Annotated in this window: 17 protein-coding genes; 7 read left to right on the forward strand and 10 right to left on the reverse strand. The window is 70.4% G+C overall.

Going from position 1 to position 14,034, the window contains the following annotated elements:
• On the reverse strand, positions 1 to 373 hold a 373-nt coding region (locus VHU88_21045; GenBank protein HEX3614184.1), incomplete at its 3' end, for a hypothetical protein.
• Between the two features lie 118 nt (positions 374 to 491).
• On the reverse strand, positions 492 to 1,346 hold the full coding sequence (locus VHU88_21050) for a Rieske (2Fe-2S) protein (protein HEX3614185.1): 855 nt from the start codon (positions 1,344 to 1,346) through the stop codon (positions 492 to 494).
• Between the two features lie 677 nt (positions 1,347 to 2,023).
• On the opposite strand from VHU88_21050, the gene VHU88_21055 reads away from it, so the two are divergent.
• Positions 2,024 to 2,272 (forward strand): hypothetical protein, encoded by a 249-nt coding sequence (locus VHU88_21055; GenBank protein ID HEX3614186.1) that lies wholly within the window; start codon positions 2,024 to 2,026, stop codon positions 2,270 to 2,272.
• Between the two features lie 261 nt (positions 2,273 to 2,533).
• Positions 2,534 to 4,147: an NAD(P)/FAD-dependent oxidoreductase gene (locus VHU88_21060; protein HEX3614187.1), complete on the forward strand. Its 1,614-nt coding sequence runs from the start codon at positions 2,534 to 2,536 to the stop codon at positions 4,145 to 4,147.
• Here VHU88_21060 and VHU88_21065 read toward each other — a convergent pair.
• The 7 genes from VHU88_21065 to VHU88_21095 all read right to left on the reverse strand — a co-directional run bounded on the left by VHU88_21065 (position 4,138) and on the right by VHU88_21095 (position 10,635).
• Positions 4,138 to 4,587: an SRPBCC family protein gene (locus tag VHU88_21065; protein HEX3614188.1), complete on the reverse strand. Its 450-nt coding sequence runs from the start codon at positions 4,585 to 4,587 to the stop codon at positions 4,138 to 4,140. The genes VHU88_21060 and VHU88_21065 overlap by 10 nt on opposite strands.
• Positions 4,588 to 4,716: 129 nt before the next feature.
• Positions 4,717 to 5,403 (reverse strand): UdgX family uracil-DNA binding protein, encoded by a 687-nt coding sequence (locus VHU88_21070; GenBank protein HEX3614189.1) that lies wholly within the window; start codon positions 5,401 to 5,403, stop codon positions 4,717 to 4,719.
• Positions 5,400 to 5,933 (reverse strand): DUF1360 domain-containing protein, encoded by a 534-nt coding sequence (locus VHU88_21075; GenBank protein HEX3614190.1) that lies wholly within the window; start codon positions 5,931 to 5,933, stop codon positions 5,400 to 5,402. The genes VHU88_21070 and VHU88_21075 overlap by 4 nt, the downstream gene beginning before the upstream one ends.
• A gap of 140 nt (positions 5,934 to 6,073) precedes the next feature.
• Positions 6,074 to 6,484, reverse strand: coding sequence for a four-helix bundle copper-binding protein (locus tag VHU88_21080; protein ID HEX3614191.1), 411 nt, complete (start codon positions 6,482 to 6,484; stop codon positions 6,074 to 6,076).
• 211 nt (positions 6,485 to 6,695) lie between these two features.
• The gene (locus VHU88_21085; protein HEX3614192.1) at positions 6,696 to 7,685 is read right to left on the reverse strand and encodes a DNA topoisomerase IB; all 990 of its coding nucleotides are present in this window, start codon (positions 7,683 to 7,685) and stop codon (positions 6,696 to 6,698) included.
• Between the two features lie 392 nt (positions 7,686 to 8,077).
• Complete coding sequence (locus VHU88_21090; GenBank protein HEX3614193.1) at positions 8,078 to 9,688, reverse strand: DNA polymerase ligase N-terminal domain-containing protein; 1,611 nt, start codon at positions 9,686 to 9,688, stop codon at positions 8,078 to 8,080.
• A complete protein-coding gene (locus tag VHU88_21095) occupies positions 9,685 to 10,635 on the reverse strand; it encodes a Ku protein (GenBank protein ID HEX3614194.1) in 951 nt (316 codons plus the stop codon). Before VHU88_21095 ends, VHU88_21090 begins: the two co-directional genes overlap by 4 nt.
• A gap of 182 nt (positions 10,636 to 10,817) precedes the next feature.
• On the opposite strand from VHU88_21095, the gene VHU88_21100 reads away from it, so the two are divergent.
• Genes VHU88_21100 through VHU88_21110 form a run of 3 tightly spaced genes read left to right on the forward strand, consistent with a single transcriptional unit; the run spans position 10,818 to position 12,944 of the window.
• Entirely contained in the window at positions 10,818 to 10,949 is a 132-nt protein-coding gene (locus VHU88_21100; protein ID HEX3614195.1) for a hypothetical protein, read from the forward strand.
• Between the two features lie 19 nt (positions 10,950 to 10,968).
• On the forward strand, positions 10,969 to 11,616 hold the full coding sequence (locus VHU88_21105; GenBank protein ID HEX3614196.1) for an alpha/beta fold hydrolase: 648 nt from the start codon (positions 10,969 to 10,971) through the stop codon (positions 11,614 to 11,616).
• Positions 11,613 to 12,944, forward strand: a complete 1,332-nt coding sequence (locus VHU88_21110) for a hypothetical protein (protein HEX3614197.1) — start codon at positions 11,613 to 11,615, stop codon at positions 12,942 to 12,944. The genes VHU88_21105 and VHU88_21110 overlap by 4 nt, the downstream gene beginning before the upstream one ends.
• A gap of 24 nt (positions 12,945 to 12,968) precedes the next feature.
• Here VHU88_21110 and VHU88_21115 read toward each other — a convergent pair whose 3' ends face one another.
• Entirely contained in the window at positions 12,969 to 13,175 is a 207-nt protein-coding gene (locus VHU88_21115) for a hypothetical protein (GenBank protein ID HEX3614198.1), read from the reverse strand.
• 81 nt (positions 13,176 to 13,256) lie between these two features.
• Here VHU88_21115 and VHU88_21120 point away from each other — a divergent pair, with 81 nt between their 5' ends.
• A complete protein-coding gene (locus tag VHU88_21120) occupies positions 13,257 to 13,412 on the forward strand; it encodes a hypothetical protein (GenBank protein HEX3614199.1) in 156 nt (51 codons plus the stop codon).
• Between the two features lie 30 nt (positions 13,413 to 13,442).
• A complete protein-coding gene (locus VHU88_21125) occupies positions 13,443 to 13,913 on the forward strand; it encodes a hemerythrin domain-containing protein (GenBank protein HEX3614200.1) in 471 nt (156 codons plus the stop codon).
• Positions 13,914 to 14,034: the final 121 nt, after the last annotated feature.

Raw genomic sequence — 14,034 nt, forward strand, 5'->3', positions numbered from 1 at the left:
GATGTGCTGCCAACCCCGCGCGGACATCCTGCGGCTCGGGCGGGTGCGCCAGGTGCAACGCCGCGTCGAATTTGGGGTGCACCCAGACCGGCCAGATGCCGCTGATGATCACCCCGGCGATCACCGACTTGTGAGCATTACGGGAGACGAGCAGCTTCTCCCCCGGCCCGGCGACCGAGATCTGAATTCCTGCCGAAGCTGGAGAAGTTGCGCACGGCGGTGCTCCAGCACGCCGAGAACGAGGAGACACACGAATTTCCCGGCCGTCGGCAGCACGGCCAGGCCGGAGAACCGCTCGAAGCGATGATCCAGGCCTCCGAGGCGATCGCTGCCACTCACCCGCACCGTCGGTCGACTCCTCGACCGCGCACACTCCGACCGGACCTGTGGTCTCGATCTTCGGCCGGGGCGGGGAGCTGCTGCACCAGGCGGCCGGGCACGGCGCCTGGGCCCACCCGCCTGCCCCGGCCGGGGTCGGTCCGGGCGGTCCGTCAGCCCGCCCCCGGCAGGCGGACCTCCAGCAGGCCTGCCTTTACCCGGGTGCTGAATCGCGGGACCGCGGCGGTGGCCGGGCCGTGCACGACTTCCCCGTCGTCCAGCCCGAAGACGCTGCCGTGCCAGGGGCACACTATGCACCCGTCATCGGTGACCTCACCGTCGGAAAGGGGCGCGGCCAGGTGGGGGCAGGAGTCGGCGAGTACGTCGAAGTGTTCCCCCCGGCGATAGACCAGCACCGGCACGTCCCCGATGCGACGTTTGACGGTCTCGCGCTGCGGGATCCTCGAGATCCTGCCCAACCGGTGCCATCCGGGCGGGATCAAGTGCGGCACGCTCTCGGCGTGGTTCGCGCCGGCCGCCTGCCGGAAGGCCATGTGCCCGCCGAGGTAGCCGCTCGCGCCGGCAACCGCGAGCCCGGCGAAACCCAGGGCGCGGCCCAGACCGGGGCGATCGCTGCGGCGGGCGATCAATGAAGCGCCGTAGGCGCTCAACGCAAGCGTGTTACCCAACGCGTGCACCAATCCCACACGGGTCTGCTGTTCGTGCTGGTCCGCCCAGTCCACGGCGCCGGCTGCGGCCGTGGGCACCGCGGCGACCAGTCCAGCAGCGATCAGCAGCTGCGCGGCTTCCCCGTGCCGGCGGGCGCCGTCCAGCACCGCGGTGGACACGAAGGCCCCCAAGGCGCCCTGGGCCAGCATCGGGTGCAGGGGATGCCCCAGGTTCACCCCGTGAAGGGCGTCCTTGAGGCGGCCCGCCGGCAGCTTCGCCACGATGCCCTGCAGCCGCGACACCGCACCGTCGAGCCGCTCGGCGTTCTCGAGCCTGTCCGCCAACTCCAGCGCCGTCATGTCGGGCGAATACCCGCACCACCCGAACCCCAACCCGCCGCAGGCGTCCTGGCTCCCCGGTATCCACGCTTCCGGTCAGCCATCGCGACGCCCCCCCCCGATCGCCGTCCGACCGCACCACGCGTTTCGGCGCTCCGGCAGGGACCTTTCCCGCCGCGCCCGTTGCCTGGTTCAACCCGGGTCGGGTACACGCGCAGCACGACACCGATCGGACGACAGGAGCATCGACATGACCAAGAACGACAAAGATCTCGCCGGGACCTGCACGGACCCTCGAGGCGGAACCGACGCCCAGCCGGACGAGCGCGCCGAACAGGACAACTCCTGACAGCCCGACCCCGCCGCGCGCGGGCAACGAGTGGGCGCCCCCACCGACCCGACCGATGTCGGTCCGTCCTCGACCAACCCTGACGCCGAAACTCCCACCCACAAACGGCCACCCGCATAGTCTCGACGCCCAACGCCGAACCGGTAACGCAGTGCGTTCTGCTGCGGCGGGACCCTGTACCAGCCCCCACCTCATGATCAATTCCAACCTGACGAACCGCCATGTCGAGTCGGCTGCGTTGCGCGGCCGCTCGGCCGCGCGTCGGTAGTCGGGCATTCCCAATGTCCGCACCGAATCGCCGCAGGATCACCGACGCATCGTCATGATCCGGACGCGAGGACGCTGAGGTTTGAGCCCGGTCGACAAATTCGCGGCGAGCCTCGGCATGACCGTCGAGGAGTACACGTGGGAGGTCGGGCAGTTTCGGCGGGACGAGCGGAATTCGGAGGGCCGGGCGCCCGCAACGAAACGACGCGAGACGAACCGGGACGATCGCAGCCGCCTGGAACGCTTCCTCGACCCGTTCGACGTCGCCGGCCGGGCAATCCGCCTCGTGCCCGGCACCCCACCCTGCGCGCTGGCCCACGTCGACTTCTAAACGGTGCTCAGCGGTGTGGCACTGGCCGAGTCGGTCGAGCCACCGGTGACACCGCTGATCGGCGCCGGGCACCCGATGATGACCGCCCACGATCGGATACCTCGAAGAGGTGGGCTCGGCGGCGGAGGAGCGCGTCTGGGTTCCGGTAGGTGAACGATCGCCGAGGACGGGCCGCGACGCGTGGCCGGCCCGCAGGTCCGAGGCCGCTCAGGTTGGGCCTCGCGTCGGTGGGCAGGTTCGCCGCATGAGAGCGCTGCCCTGGTGAACGCGGATGCGGTGGTGATCGGATCAGGCCCCAACGGTCTGGTCGCGGCGAGTCTGCTCGCCGACGCGGGCTGGGACGTCGTGGTGCTCGAGGCTCAGCCGACACCCGGTGGCGCGGTACGCAGCGCGCAGGTGACGGCGCCGGGGTTCGTGAGCGACCTGTTCAGTTCGTTCTACCCACTGGCCGTCGGTTCCCCGGTGCTACGCGGGTTAGCGCTGGAGGACCACGGACTGTCCTGGTCGCACGCACCGGCGGTGTTGGCGCACCCCCTGCTCGACGGCCGGACCGCGGTTCTGAGCCGCGACCTGGAACGCACGGTCGCCTCGGTGTCGGCCTTCGACCCGCGGGACGGGCGCGCCTGGCGGGAGCTGGTCGCGCACTGGCGCGACCTGGACCCGGCGCTGGTCCAGACGCTGATGACCCCGTTTCCCCCGGTCCGGGCCGGTGCACGGCTGGCCCGGCGGCTCGGAGTGCGCGAAGGTCTGCGCTTCGCGCGGTTCGGGCTGCTCTCGGTGCGCCGCTTCGCGAAGGAGACCTTCCACGGCGATGGCGCGGCGCTGCTGCTGGCGGGGAACGCCCTGCACACCGACCTGGGACCGGAGGAACCGGGCAGTGCGGTCTTCGGGTGGCTGCTGGCGATGCTCGGCCAGAGCGTGGGATTTCCCGTTCCCCGCGGGGGTTCCGGAACGTTGACCGACGCCCTGACGGCCCGGCTGCGCGCCGCCGGCGGCCGGATCGAGTGTTCCACGCCGGTCGAGGAGATCGTGGTGCGCGAGGGCCGGGCGCTCGGGGTGCGCTGCGCTGACGGCCGGTTCGTGCGGGCCCGGCGCGCCGTGCTGGCCGACGTCTCCGCGCCCGCGCTGTACCTGCAGTTGTTGGACCCGGATGAGTTGCCGGCGCGACTGCGGGGGGACCTGACCCGCTTCGACTGGGACGACGCTACGGTGAAGGTCGACTGGGCGCTGTCCGGGCCGATCCCCTGGCGCAACCACGAGGCGGCCGAGGCCGGCACGGTGCATCTGGGCGGTGGACTCGACGAGGTCTCCGATTTCGCCCATTCCCTGGCCCTGGGCCGCGTGCCCGCCGACCCGTTCCTGCTGGTGGGTCAGATGAGCACCGCCGACCCGTCGCGTTCCCCGGCCGGAACCGAGTCGGCCTGGGCCTACACCCATGTCCCGGCCCGCCCCCGAGGCGACGCGGCCGGTGTCCTGCACGGCGGGTGGGACGACGCCTCGGTGCAGGCCGGATTCCTCGACCGCATGGAGGCACGCATGGAGCAGTTCGCGCCGGGGTTCCGGGACCTGGTGATCGGGCGGCACGTCGCGTTCCCGGCCGACCTGCAGAATGCCGACGCAAACCTGGTCCACGGGGCACTCAACGGCGGAACCAGCGGGCTCACCCAGCAGTTGATCTTCCGGCCCACCCCCGGACTCGGCCGCCCCGAGACACACATCGCGGGGCTGTTCCTGGCCTCCGCGGCCGCGCATCCCGGCGGCGGGGTGCACGGGGCCTGTGGCGCGAACGCTGCCCGGGCCGCGCGCCGGGCCGGCGGCACCGGACGGTTGGCGTTGGCGGCCACCCGCGCCCTGGTCGGAGGGCCTCAGGCCTGAGCCTGCCTCAGTTCCCGGGCCAGTCCTTCCAACCGGCGCAGGGTTTCCACGTTGCGCACCTTGATCAGCAGATCCAGGACGGGGTTGTGCAGGGCCTTCGCCAACCCGCGCCGCGGCGTCTCCTCGATCTCCACCACCGTGCCACCGTCCTCGGCGCGGGCGCTCAGCACGATCGACACGGTCCCGCCCGGCCAAGCCTTGGCCTCGAGCTCGAGCCGGGAATCCGGCACGTAGTCCAGGACCTCAGTCCGGTCGTCCTTGCGCAGCGGGCCGTACCCAACGGTGTAGTGCAGACAGGTCCCGACCGCCGGCCACCCCGGCTCCACGCGGCGGATCTTGCGGGTGCCCACGACCCAGTGGCTGTAGCTGGTGCCGTCGCGAAGCACGTCGAACACGGCCCCCGAGGACACTCCCGTGATGTGGCGTCGGTTGTGTGCCATGCGTTCCTTCCTGAAGTGACCGCCCGTCATGTGCGGCAGCCGCCCTCCGGGCTCCTACCCGATCCGGTGCGGCCCACCCGGCGGCGTGTGGGGTTGCGGCGCCGATCAGGGGCTGAGCTGACGCGGTGCTCAGCCCAGGGCCTTGGCCGCCACTTCCAGATCGGCGACCAACCCGGCGAAAGCCGCCTCGGTGTCCTCGGCCCGAAGAACCGCGGAGGGATGAACTGTCACCAGTACATGGGCGGTCGGGAATCGGTCCGGCGCCGGCTGCAGGACGCCGCGAACCGGTCCGATCCGGAATTCGGGGCCGTAGATCGCGCGGCCGGCGGTCGCACCCAACAGCACCACCAGCTCCGGACGCACTCTCGCCAGTTCGGCTTCCAGCCATGGTCGGCAGGCGTTGATCTGACCGGCTGAAGGAGTTCGGTGCAGTCGACGCTTTCCGCGGTCGGCATGCCGGAAATGCTTCACCGCGTTGGTGAGATAGAGCTGCGAGCGGTCCAGCCTCGCCGCGCTCAGGGCTCGGTCCAGCACCCCACCGGCCGGGCCGACGAACGGAATCCCGGCGCGGTCCTCGCGGTCGCCCGGTTGTTCGCCCACCAGCATCAACCGCGCCGGTGAAGGACCGGAACCGAATACGGTCTGCGTGGCCTCGGCGAACAGCTCGCAACCTTGGCAGGCCCGCGCCGCGGCGGTCAGGTCTGCCAGGTCCTGGACGGGCGGCACCCATGCGCCCGCACCGGGTCGGCGGGCCGACTTGGCCGAGGCGCCGGTGCGGGACCGCGCCGTTGACGAGGTGGGGGGCTGCCTGCTCATTCGGCCGCATGCTCGAGGAGCGCCCGGCCGAACTGAAGCGTGTCGGCGGCCGCACTGACGCACATCGTCGCTGCCAGCCAGCGCGTGGCGCGAGGTGCCAGCACCAGGCCTCCGACCAGTCCGGTGGACACCCATTGGCCGATGCAGAAGGGGCATGACAGCAGCTCGCCCATCGCCTTGCGGGCGCCACGGCCGACAACCTGCTCATTGACCTCACCGGCCCCGCCGGCCTCCTGGAACCGGGTGAAGGGCGCGCGCAGCGGGCTGGTCACGGAGTCCTTGGCGATCAGCCGGGAGGTCCGCAGCGTGGCGATCGCCACCAGGGCCAGGTCGCCGACGGCGGGCCGGGCCGGGACGCGGACCCCGCGACTGCGGGCCACGAGAAACCCGACGCCGACGGCCGCGACATAACAACCGGTGAGCACCACGAAGGACCCCAGGGGGCGGTGCTCGCCGTGGGAGTAGCGCTGCCGCACCCGCTTCGCCGCGGCCTGCAGGGCAGGCCCGGGAGCCTTCTGATCGACTGCCATCGGCAAACTCCACGAAGATCGGTGGGCGTCGACATCACCGCTGGGCTACCCGTTGCGCGCGGCCCGACGCTGCGCGGTCCGCAGAAGGCAATGGTCGCTCGCCGGCGGGGCGTTTGCGGCCCTGCGCAAGACCCTTCGGATCAATCGAGTTGGCTCAGCAGGTCGCGGCAGGCGTCCTCGCAGTTCTGGCAGGCTTGCGCGCAAACCCGGCAGTGCTCGTGGTGCCCGCCGTGCCGGGCACATTCCTCGCCGCACACGTGGCAGGCCGCGATGCACGCGTTGAGCATCGCCCGGGTCACTCCGACCTGGGCCCCGCCGGAACGGGCCAGCAGGGTCGCGGTGGTGACACAGATCTCCGCGCAGTCGAGGTCGGACATGATGCAGGCCCTCATCGCCGCCACGTCCTCCTCGCGCAGGCACGCGTCCGCGCAGGCGTTGCAGGCCTGCGCGCAGGTCCCGCACGCCGCCAGGGCCCGCTGCAAGGCCTCGGCGGCCGGAGCGGGTAGATCCAGGTGCGAGGTGGAGACCTTGGATTGCGAATCGGTGGTCATTGCTCACTCCCATGTCCTGTTGGCATCAAGCCGGTCGCGGCCCGACGTGTCTGGTCTCGCCGCGGGGGCGGCTTCTCAAACATCGGTCCCGGCGTCCGGGTCGGCTCGCCGGCCGGGCGCGGCAGCACACGGTCGAACTGGGCGGCGGTGTCGCTTGCGAGTCCGTGAACGTCGCGTGGCACCACCGCGGAAGAGAGAACCTGGCTACCCGTCACTTCCCACCTGCGCGGCTGTGGTTGTCGAGCATCCGTCGCACTGCGGTCTCGACCTTGCCGGAAGTTGCCATCTCGCCCGGTTCGGCCTCGCTGCCCAACAGCTTCAGCGCAGGGGAAACAGTGATGCCGTCCGCGTACAGCGAGATGACCCGCGGATCGATGTAGGAGCGGCGGGCCACAGCCGGGGTGTTGCCCAGATAATGTGCCACCTCCTGGACGACCCGGCTGACCGCCCGTTTACGACCGGTCACGGTATCCGGCGCGCCGGTGGACACGGCGAGGCCCACTGCCGCCAGGACCGTCGCGTGCCAGGTCCGGAAATCCTTGGCCGTGTAATCACCGCCGGAGATCTCGCGCAGGTAGGCGTTGATGTCCGCGGAGCGGACGTCGTGCCAATCACCTGCGTTGCGGTAGGCGAGCAGTTGCGGGCTCGGCCCGCCGCGCCGGCGAAGCGCTTTGACCACGGCGCACACGTGTGGCTCTGCGACCGCCTGCTCCCGCCACAGGGAGCCCTTGGCCGAATACTCGAACACGACCGTGTCCTGCCGGCAGCGCACATGCTCGCGTAGCACCGTGGCGATGCCGTAGGTCTCGTGCTCGGCGGCGTAGGAGTCTCCGCCCGAGCGGAAGAATCCCAGATCGATCAGGCGTACCGCAGCGGCGAGTACGCGCTCGCGGGTGAATCCTCGGCCGCTCAGGTGCTCGCCCGTCGTGGCGCGGATGGCTGGGAGCGCACCGGCGAACCGCAGCATCCGGTCGTGTTTGCAGGCGTCTCTTCGGGTCCGCCAGTCGTCGTGGTAGCGGTACTGACGCCTGCCCGCCGCGTCGACTCCGGTGGCCTGGAGGTGCCCGGCCGGGTCCGTGCAGATCCAGACGTCCTGCCACGCCGGTGGCAGTACCAAGGCCTTCACCCGCGCCAGCTCCGCGTCGTCGCGCAACGGCTTGCCGTCGGGCCCCACGTAGCGGAAGCCCTTACCGCAGCGCAATCTTCTGATCCCCGGTGAGTCCGGATCCGCTCGCCTCAGGCGCACGGAACCACGCGCTGCCCACCGGCGCCACGTCCTGCCCCACGATGCGAATCCGATCGGTCCTGCCGGTCCGTCGTGCCGGTGCTCATCGACCGAGCGCCTGTCGCTCCCGCTGGCTGCTCCACGCTCGCTGTGGCATTGCTCGTCCTTTCCGGCTCAAGGCGGCCGCGTCGACGCGGTGCCCCAGGTGTCGTGCGCAGGAGCGCCCAGCGGCAGACGCCGGAATCGCGATGATGGCCGGACAACGCCAAATTCTCGGCAGAGAAATTCCAGGTCGGGCGCGGCCGGGCGTCCAGAGCCCGAACGGTTGGCTACCCGGTGGGAAAAGACCGAATCCGACGCGAACGCAATCAACGCAGTGTCGGCAATTCGCGGTCTTGTTGCAGGACGTCGTCGAACAGATCGCCCCTGTCCTCGATGCGGGCCGGCATCGAGGCAATCGTGAAGCGGTCCGGGCGCAGGTCCGGGTCCTCCAGTTCGTCCCAGTCGATCGGTGCCGAGACCGGTGCCCCCGGGGCCGCGCGGGGGCTGTAGGGCGCGACCAGGGTCTTGTTGACCGCGTTCTGGGTGTAGTCCAGCCGGGCTCCGCCGTTGCGCTCGTTCACGTGCCATTTCCAGCTGACCAGCTCCGGTACGGCGGCTCCGACGGTTCTCGACAGTTGCTCGACCCACTCCCGGGTGTCGTCGAAGGACGGGCCGGGGGCGATGGGTATCCAGATCTGGATCCCGCGTCGGCCGGTGAGTTTCGGGCGGGCCGCGACGCCGAGATGCTCAAGTGCGGTGCGGTGCAGTCGGGCCAGGGTCAGCAGGTCCGCCCAGCTGGTCCGTTCGCCGGGGTCGAGGTCGATCAAGGCGTAGGTGGGCCGGTCGGGCGCCTCGAACCGGGAGGTCCAGGCGTGCCATTCCAGGGCCCCGAAGTTGGCTGCCCACAGCAGCGCGGCCGGTTCGTCGACGACCAGGTAGGTGTGGCTCTGCCCGGGTTCGGCGTCGGGGTTTTCCCAGCGTGGGAGCCAGTCCGGGGCGTGGTCGGGCAGTTCCTTGTGCCAGAAGCCCTTGGTACCTGCACCGTTCGGGTACCGGTGCATGTTGAAGGCGCGGCGCCGCAGATACGGCAGGACGACCGGGGCGACTCGCGCCGAGTAACGCAGCAGGTCCCGTTTGGTGACGGGGGCCTCGCCGGCCCGAGCCGGGAACAGGACCTTGTCCAGGTTGGTCACCCGTAGTTTGCGCCCGAACACCGACCAGGCCCCGGTGGCCCCGAGCGCGTCCAGGTCCGCCAGCTCGCCTGCGGTCACCGGAGTTACCCGCTCGGGGCCTGCGGATGCCGCCGAGTGCCCGGCAGGCCCCTGCGCGCGTCGGGGGTGATCGGGATCGGCCTTGACCTGTTCGTTGGTCCGGCCGCTCAGGACCGATTGCGGATGGTCCTCGGGATCCCACCCGCCCACGGCGTCCGCGTCGTGCTTGTGCAGCAGCAACCAGGTTTCCTTGCCCGTGGAGTCGGTCCTGGTGCGGACCAACACGAAACGACCGCGCAGCTTCTCCCCGTGCAGGTCCACATGTAACTCGCCGTCAGAAAGCGCTGCCCCGGGGTCGGACGCCTCGTGGAGGTCCCAGGTTCCGGTGTCCCACACGATGACGTCGCCGCCGCCGTACTGGCCGTGTGGAATCACCCCCTCGAAGTCGATGTAGTCCAGTGGGTGGTCCTCGACGTGAAACGCGGCGCGGCGCACGTCGGCGTCCAAGGTTGGGCCCTTGGGTACCGCCCAACTGACCAGCACGCCGCCGATCTCCAGGCGCAGGTCGTAGTGCAGACGACTGGCGCGATGGCGTTGCACCACGAAGCGCGCTGCGGGTACCGGCGACCGCTTCCCGCTCGCGGTGCGCCGGCCCGAAGGCTCGGTGGTCCGGGCGAAGTCGCGCTTCGCGCGGTAGGGCTCGAGTCTTTCCGGACGGGGCGTCACGACGCCCTCCGGGTCGACTTCCTCGCCGAGGTCGTCTCCTTCGCCGGTGCGGCCTTCCTGGCTTCCGCATTCCGCGCAGGAGCCTTCCGCGCAGGAGCCTTCTTCGCCGGTGTCTTCGCCGAGGACTTTTTCGCTGCCTTCCTTGCGGGGGACGGCTTCTTGGCGCCCGCGCGGGCGGATTCGACGGAGCGGCGCAGTGCCTCGAGCAGATCGACCACGTTGGTGGAGGCCGGCGCGTCCTCGGCGTCCTCGACCTGCTCGCCCTTGCGTTTGGCCTCGATCAAGGTCTTGACCCGATCGGTGTGAACGTCCTTGTAGCGCCCCGGATCCCACTGGTCGTCCATCGACTTGATCAACTGGTTGGCCCGGTCCAGTTCGCCCTTGCCGAACGCGCTTGCACCTGACAGGTCGCCGAGGACTTTCTTCGGGTCGCGTACCTCGTCCGCGAAGAACAAGGTCTCCAGGACCATCGTGTCCCCCGACGCGCGGATCGCGGCGAGGTATTCCTTGCCGTGCATCAGGAAGGTCGCGATACCGGCTCGGTTGGAGGCGGCCATCGCCTCGCGCAGCAGCGCATAGGTCTTCGTGTTCTCCTGCGCGGCGGGCCCTATGTAGTAGGCCTTGTTGAAATAGATCGGGTCGATCGTGTCCAGGTCGACGAAGGCCGAGATCTCCAGGGACCGCGAACGGCCCGGCGCGATCTGCTCGAGTTCGTCGTCGGTGACCATCACGAACTGCCCGTCGCCCACCTCGACCCCTTGGACGAGGTCGGCGAAGTCGACCTCGTCACCGGTGCGCTCGTTGACCCGCTTGTATCGGATGCGGTCGGTCCCGCCCGCGGCGAACTGGTGGAACGAGGGCTGATGCTCATCGGTGGCGGTGAACAGGGCGACCGGGACGCCCACCAGGCCGAAGCTGATCGTCCCGGACCAGCCGGAGCGGGCCATTCGCTCACCTCCCTTCCTCGCCCCGCGCCCTACCCGGGTTCACCTCGCGCGATGCGATCGCACCGGTGACGGGCACCGCCACCAGGTCCCGGGCGTCACGTCTCCTGTCCCTGACGGCGCACTCCATCAGCCCGGGTCCGCCTTCAGCGGGTGAGGGAACCTTCGGCGGGGTAAAGGAACCGGTGACGGTCAGGGGCACCTGGTCGTGGCTGGCCAAGTTCGCTCGTCGTGCTCCCCCGGGAGTTCGGGCGACCTGCGGCCGGGCGTTGCACGTCGCGGCCAGGTTCGGCGTGCTCGGCGATCTGCTGCCGTGACAGGGACTGGAGGCGCGGCGTGCGGGTCCTGATCGTTCCCGGTGCCGGCGTGCGTCGTTACGTTCATCCGGCCGCCGAGCGGTTGAGCGGACGAGGGTGCGACGTGACCTTGTGCTCCGCCCCGGGGGCGCCGGGCCCAGCCCCTGGACTGCGCGATTACGGTGCGCAGCTCGCCGAAGGCATCGACGCCGCCTGTGCCCCCGTCGACCTGCTCGTCGGTCTCTCCTTCGGCGCGCAGGCCGCTGCCGTCGCTGCCTGCCTGACCCGCCCAGGGCAGGTGCGCCGATTGATGCTGATCAGTCCGACCGTGGAGCCGCAGGCTCGCAACCTGTCTCGGCTGCTCGGCCGGTGGGTGCTCGCCGGCCGGGACGAGCCCCTTCGCTTGTTGGCCGAGCAGGCACCTGACTGGTGCCGCGCCGGCCCAGTGCGCCTGGCGCAGCTGCTCCGCTCAGCGGCAGCGCTGCACCTCGAGGACGTGTTGCCCGGCGTGGCGGCCACGCTCACCGTGGTGCACGCCGAAATAGACCGGATCACCTCGCACGCCTACGCCGCGCGGTTGGCGGCCGAGCGTTCCGCGCGTCTGGTGGTGGTGCCTGGAGCGACGCATTCCTGGCCCTACGGGGACGCCGAACGCTTCGCGGACCTGGTGGAGGAGGTACTCCGGTGAACACCGCGGGCGGCAAGCTGGATGCCGGGCAGGTGATTGCCTCCTTCGATTCCGCGACGGTGCTGCATGCCGGGCTGGCCGCGGCGCTGCACGGCAGGGCGTTCCCGCATCTGGGCCACGGCGCGCTCGCGGGCGCCTCGATCCGGGTGGCCGGGAATCTGCCTTGGCCGTTGCTGCGGCGGTTGTACACGCGGATCGGGGCCTCGGAGGGTCTGGACCCGCGCAGACTCGGCGATGTCGATTTGAACGCCGTGGCGAAAATGTTGGCGGCGGCGTATCCGCAGCGGCCCTACCCAGGGGTCCTGATCGGGTCGAGCAACGGCGCCCTGTCCCACCTGGCCGCTGCGATGCAGGTCCCGTGGTTGCCCACGACGGTGCTTATCCCCGTCGCGCGCCGCGGAGATCCGCAGCGCCCGGTCGATGCTCTGCGTTTCGGGCAACGTGAGGCTTCCGCGCTGCTGGAAGCGAACCCCGGCACGGTGCTGCACCACATGCACGATCAGGTGCAGGACGAACTGATGGTCGCTCAGATGACTTATTTCCGGATGAAGTGGCGCGGGTTGCCCCCGGCCTACACGGAGTTCCTGAGCGCGAGGTTGGCGCCGGGCGCTCCGGTCGTGCTGGTCGAGGACCAGTCGCAGTGGCCGGTGGTGCAGGTCGGCGAGCGCCACTTCTTCCAGAGCGGGGCCCAGGGCGGACAGTCGCCGGAGGACTATCTCGCCCGCCCGCACACCCCACGCCCAGACACTTGGGCCCCGGAGGCCGAATGGGGTGCGCAGCCGCAGTTCGGGGCCGCACTGGCCGCATGGTGCGCCGCGCACGGGCATCCGCTACGGCTGCTGAGCTATCAGGGTCCCCAGGCGCCGGCACATGCCGTGGCTCGCCTCATGCGGCGGTGGTACACCAGTCGCGGCGAGGCCGGCGACCGGTTGATCGTTCCCTCCTTCATCCTCGGCGACCCATGGGCCACGCTGCGCGCGGCGGCCGTTCCCTATTGGACATTCTTCGCCGTGAAATCCGCCCTGGACGCTTTCCGTGCCCATCTGCAGGACAGCTCTGCCTACCGGGCCGTGGACATCCTGCTGTTCCAGCACGGGGTCCGCTCCCTGGGCATCGCCGAGCCCGACCAGTGGCTGGCCGTCGCGCGCCGCTACACCCCGAGAGCACGACTGCTGGCGCTCGACCCGCGTCGCTCGCCGCACGACGTCGCCTCGCTCGGCCGCTACGCAGGCGCTTTCAAGGCGTTACCCGCAGCCCGCCGGCCTTGGTCGCCACTGTCGCTGGACCACGCCCTGGAAGCCCTGCGGCAACCATCGGCCCGGAGCTGAACCGTGCCGACGCGAGCCGGGGGTTCAGTCCATGTCCGCGGGCCGCTCTGACGCCAGGGACCGGATCGAGGGGCAGTACCCCGGCTCGGTCAGGCAACGGCGCAGGGCCCGACGCAGCATGTGCCGCATCCCCCCGGTCGGGGCATCGGGATGCCAGTCAGGTAGATCCCACAACTCGTGCGCGCGGTCATGCGCCGCGCGGTCGCGGAAGCTCTTGTAACCGGTTGACATGGCTGCGTCCTACCCGTCCGCGCGCCCGGCCACGAAATGGGTAACCAGTACGGAGAGGACGACGATTCGAAGGAGACGGTAGTGGGGCGAGAGGAACAGCGCCGGGAAGCTGAGGGTTCCGGCGCGGAGCCGGGCTTGCAGGAGAATTCCGGACTGCAGGACGAGAAAGCCGCCGAAGGCGAGGACACGGCCGCGGCTGTGCAGGACGAGGCGACCGAGCCGCGGCATGCGGGTTGAGCGGCAGCAGGCATCGGAAGGAGATCGGGCATGGACCAGGCGACCGCCGCGCTGCGCGAGGACCACAACAGGCTGCAGCGATTGCTCACCGAATTCGGCCAGGACGCGGGAAGCAGTTCGGCGAACATCTACCGACGCCGGCGAGGGGCCGACGCGCTCGTCGCCGAGTTCAGCGCCCACCTGGAGATCGAGCAGCACTGTTTGGACCCGGTGCTCCGCGAATTGCCCGCCGACAAGATAGGACTGGTCGAGCAGGAGGCGGCCGACCGCGATCAGGCGCGGCAATTCATGCAGACGCTCCTGGACGCCGACCCGCAGGACACTCGGTTCGCCGCGGCGGCCGCGGATCTACGCGCTCGGATAGTCCGCCACATCGCGCGCCAGGACGGGGAAGTGTTCCCGGTGCTCTCAGCCGTCGGGCCCGAGCGCCTGGCGGAGCTCGGGGAGCAACTTAGCCAAGCCGGCTCACACCACTTGATGCACCCGAATCCGAGTTCATAGGCGACCTGCGCCTCCCTGGGAGGGTCCGCAAGCAGCTGCTCGATTCGCAGGTCCTGACTCGGTGGAGGCACTGTCCGGCGCGAGGGCGGGAGTCCGGGGGCCGTGCGGGGGTAGGTCCGCG

The organism is Sporichthyaceae bacterium (assembly GCA_036269075.1).
In the GTDB taxonomy this organism is placed as follows: domain Bacteria; phylum Actinomycetota; class Actinomycetes; order Sporichthyales; family Sporichthyaceae; genus DASQPJ01.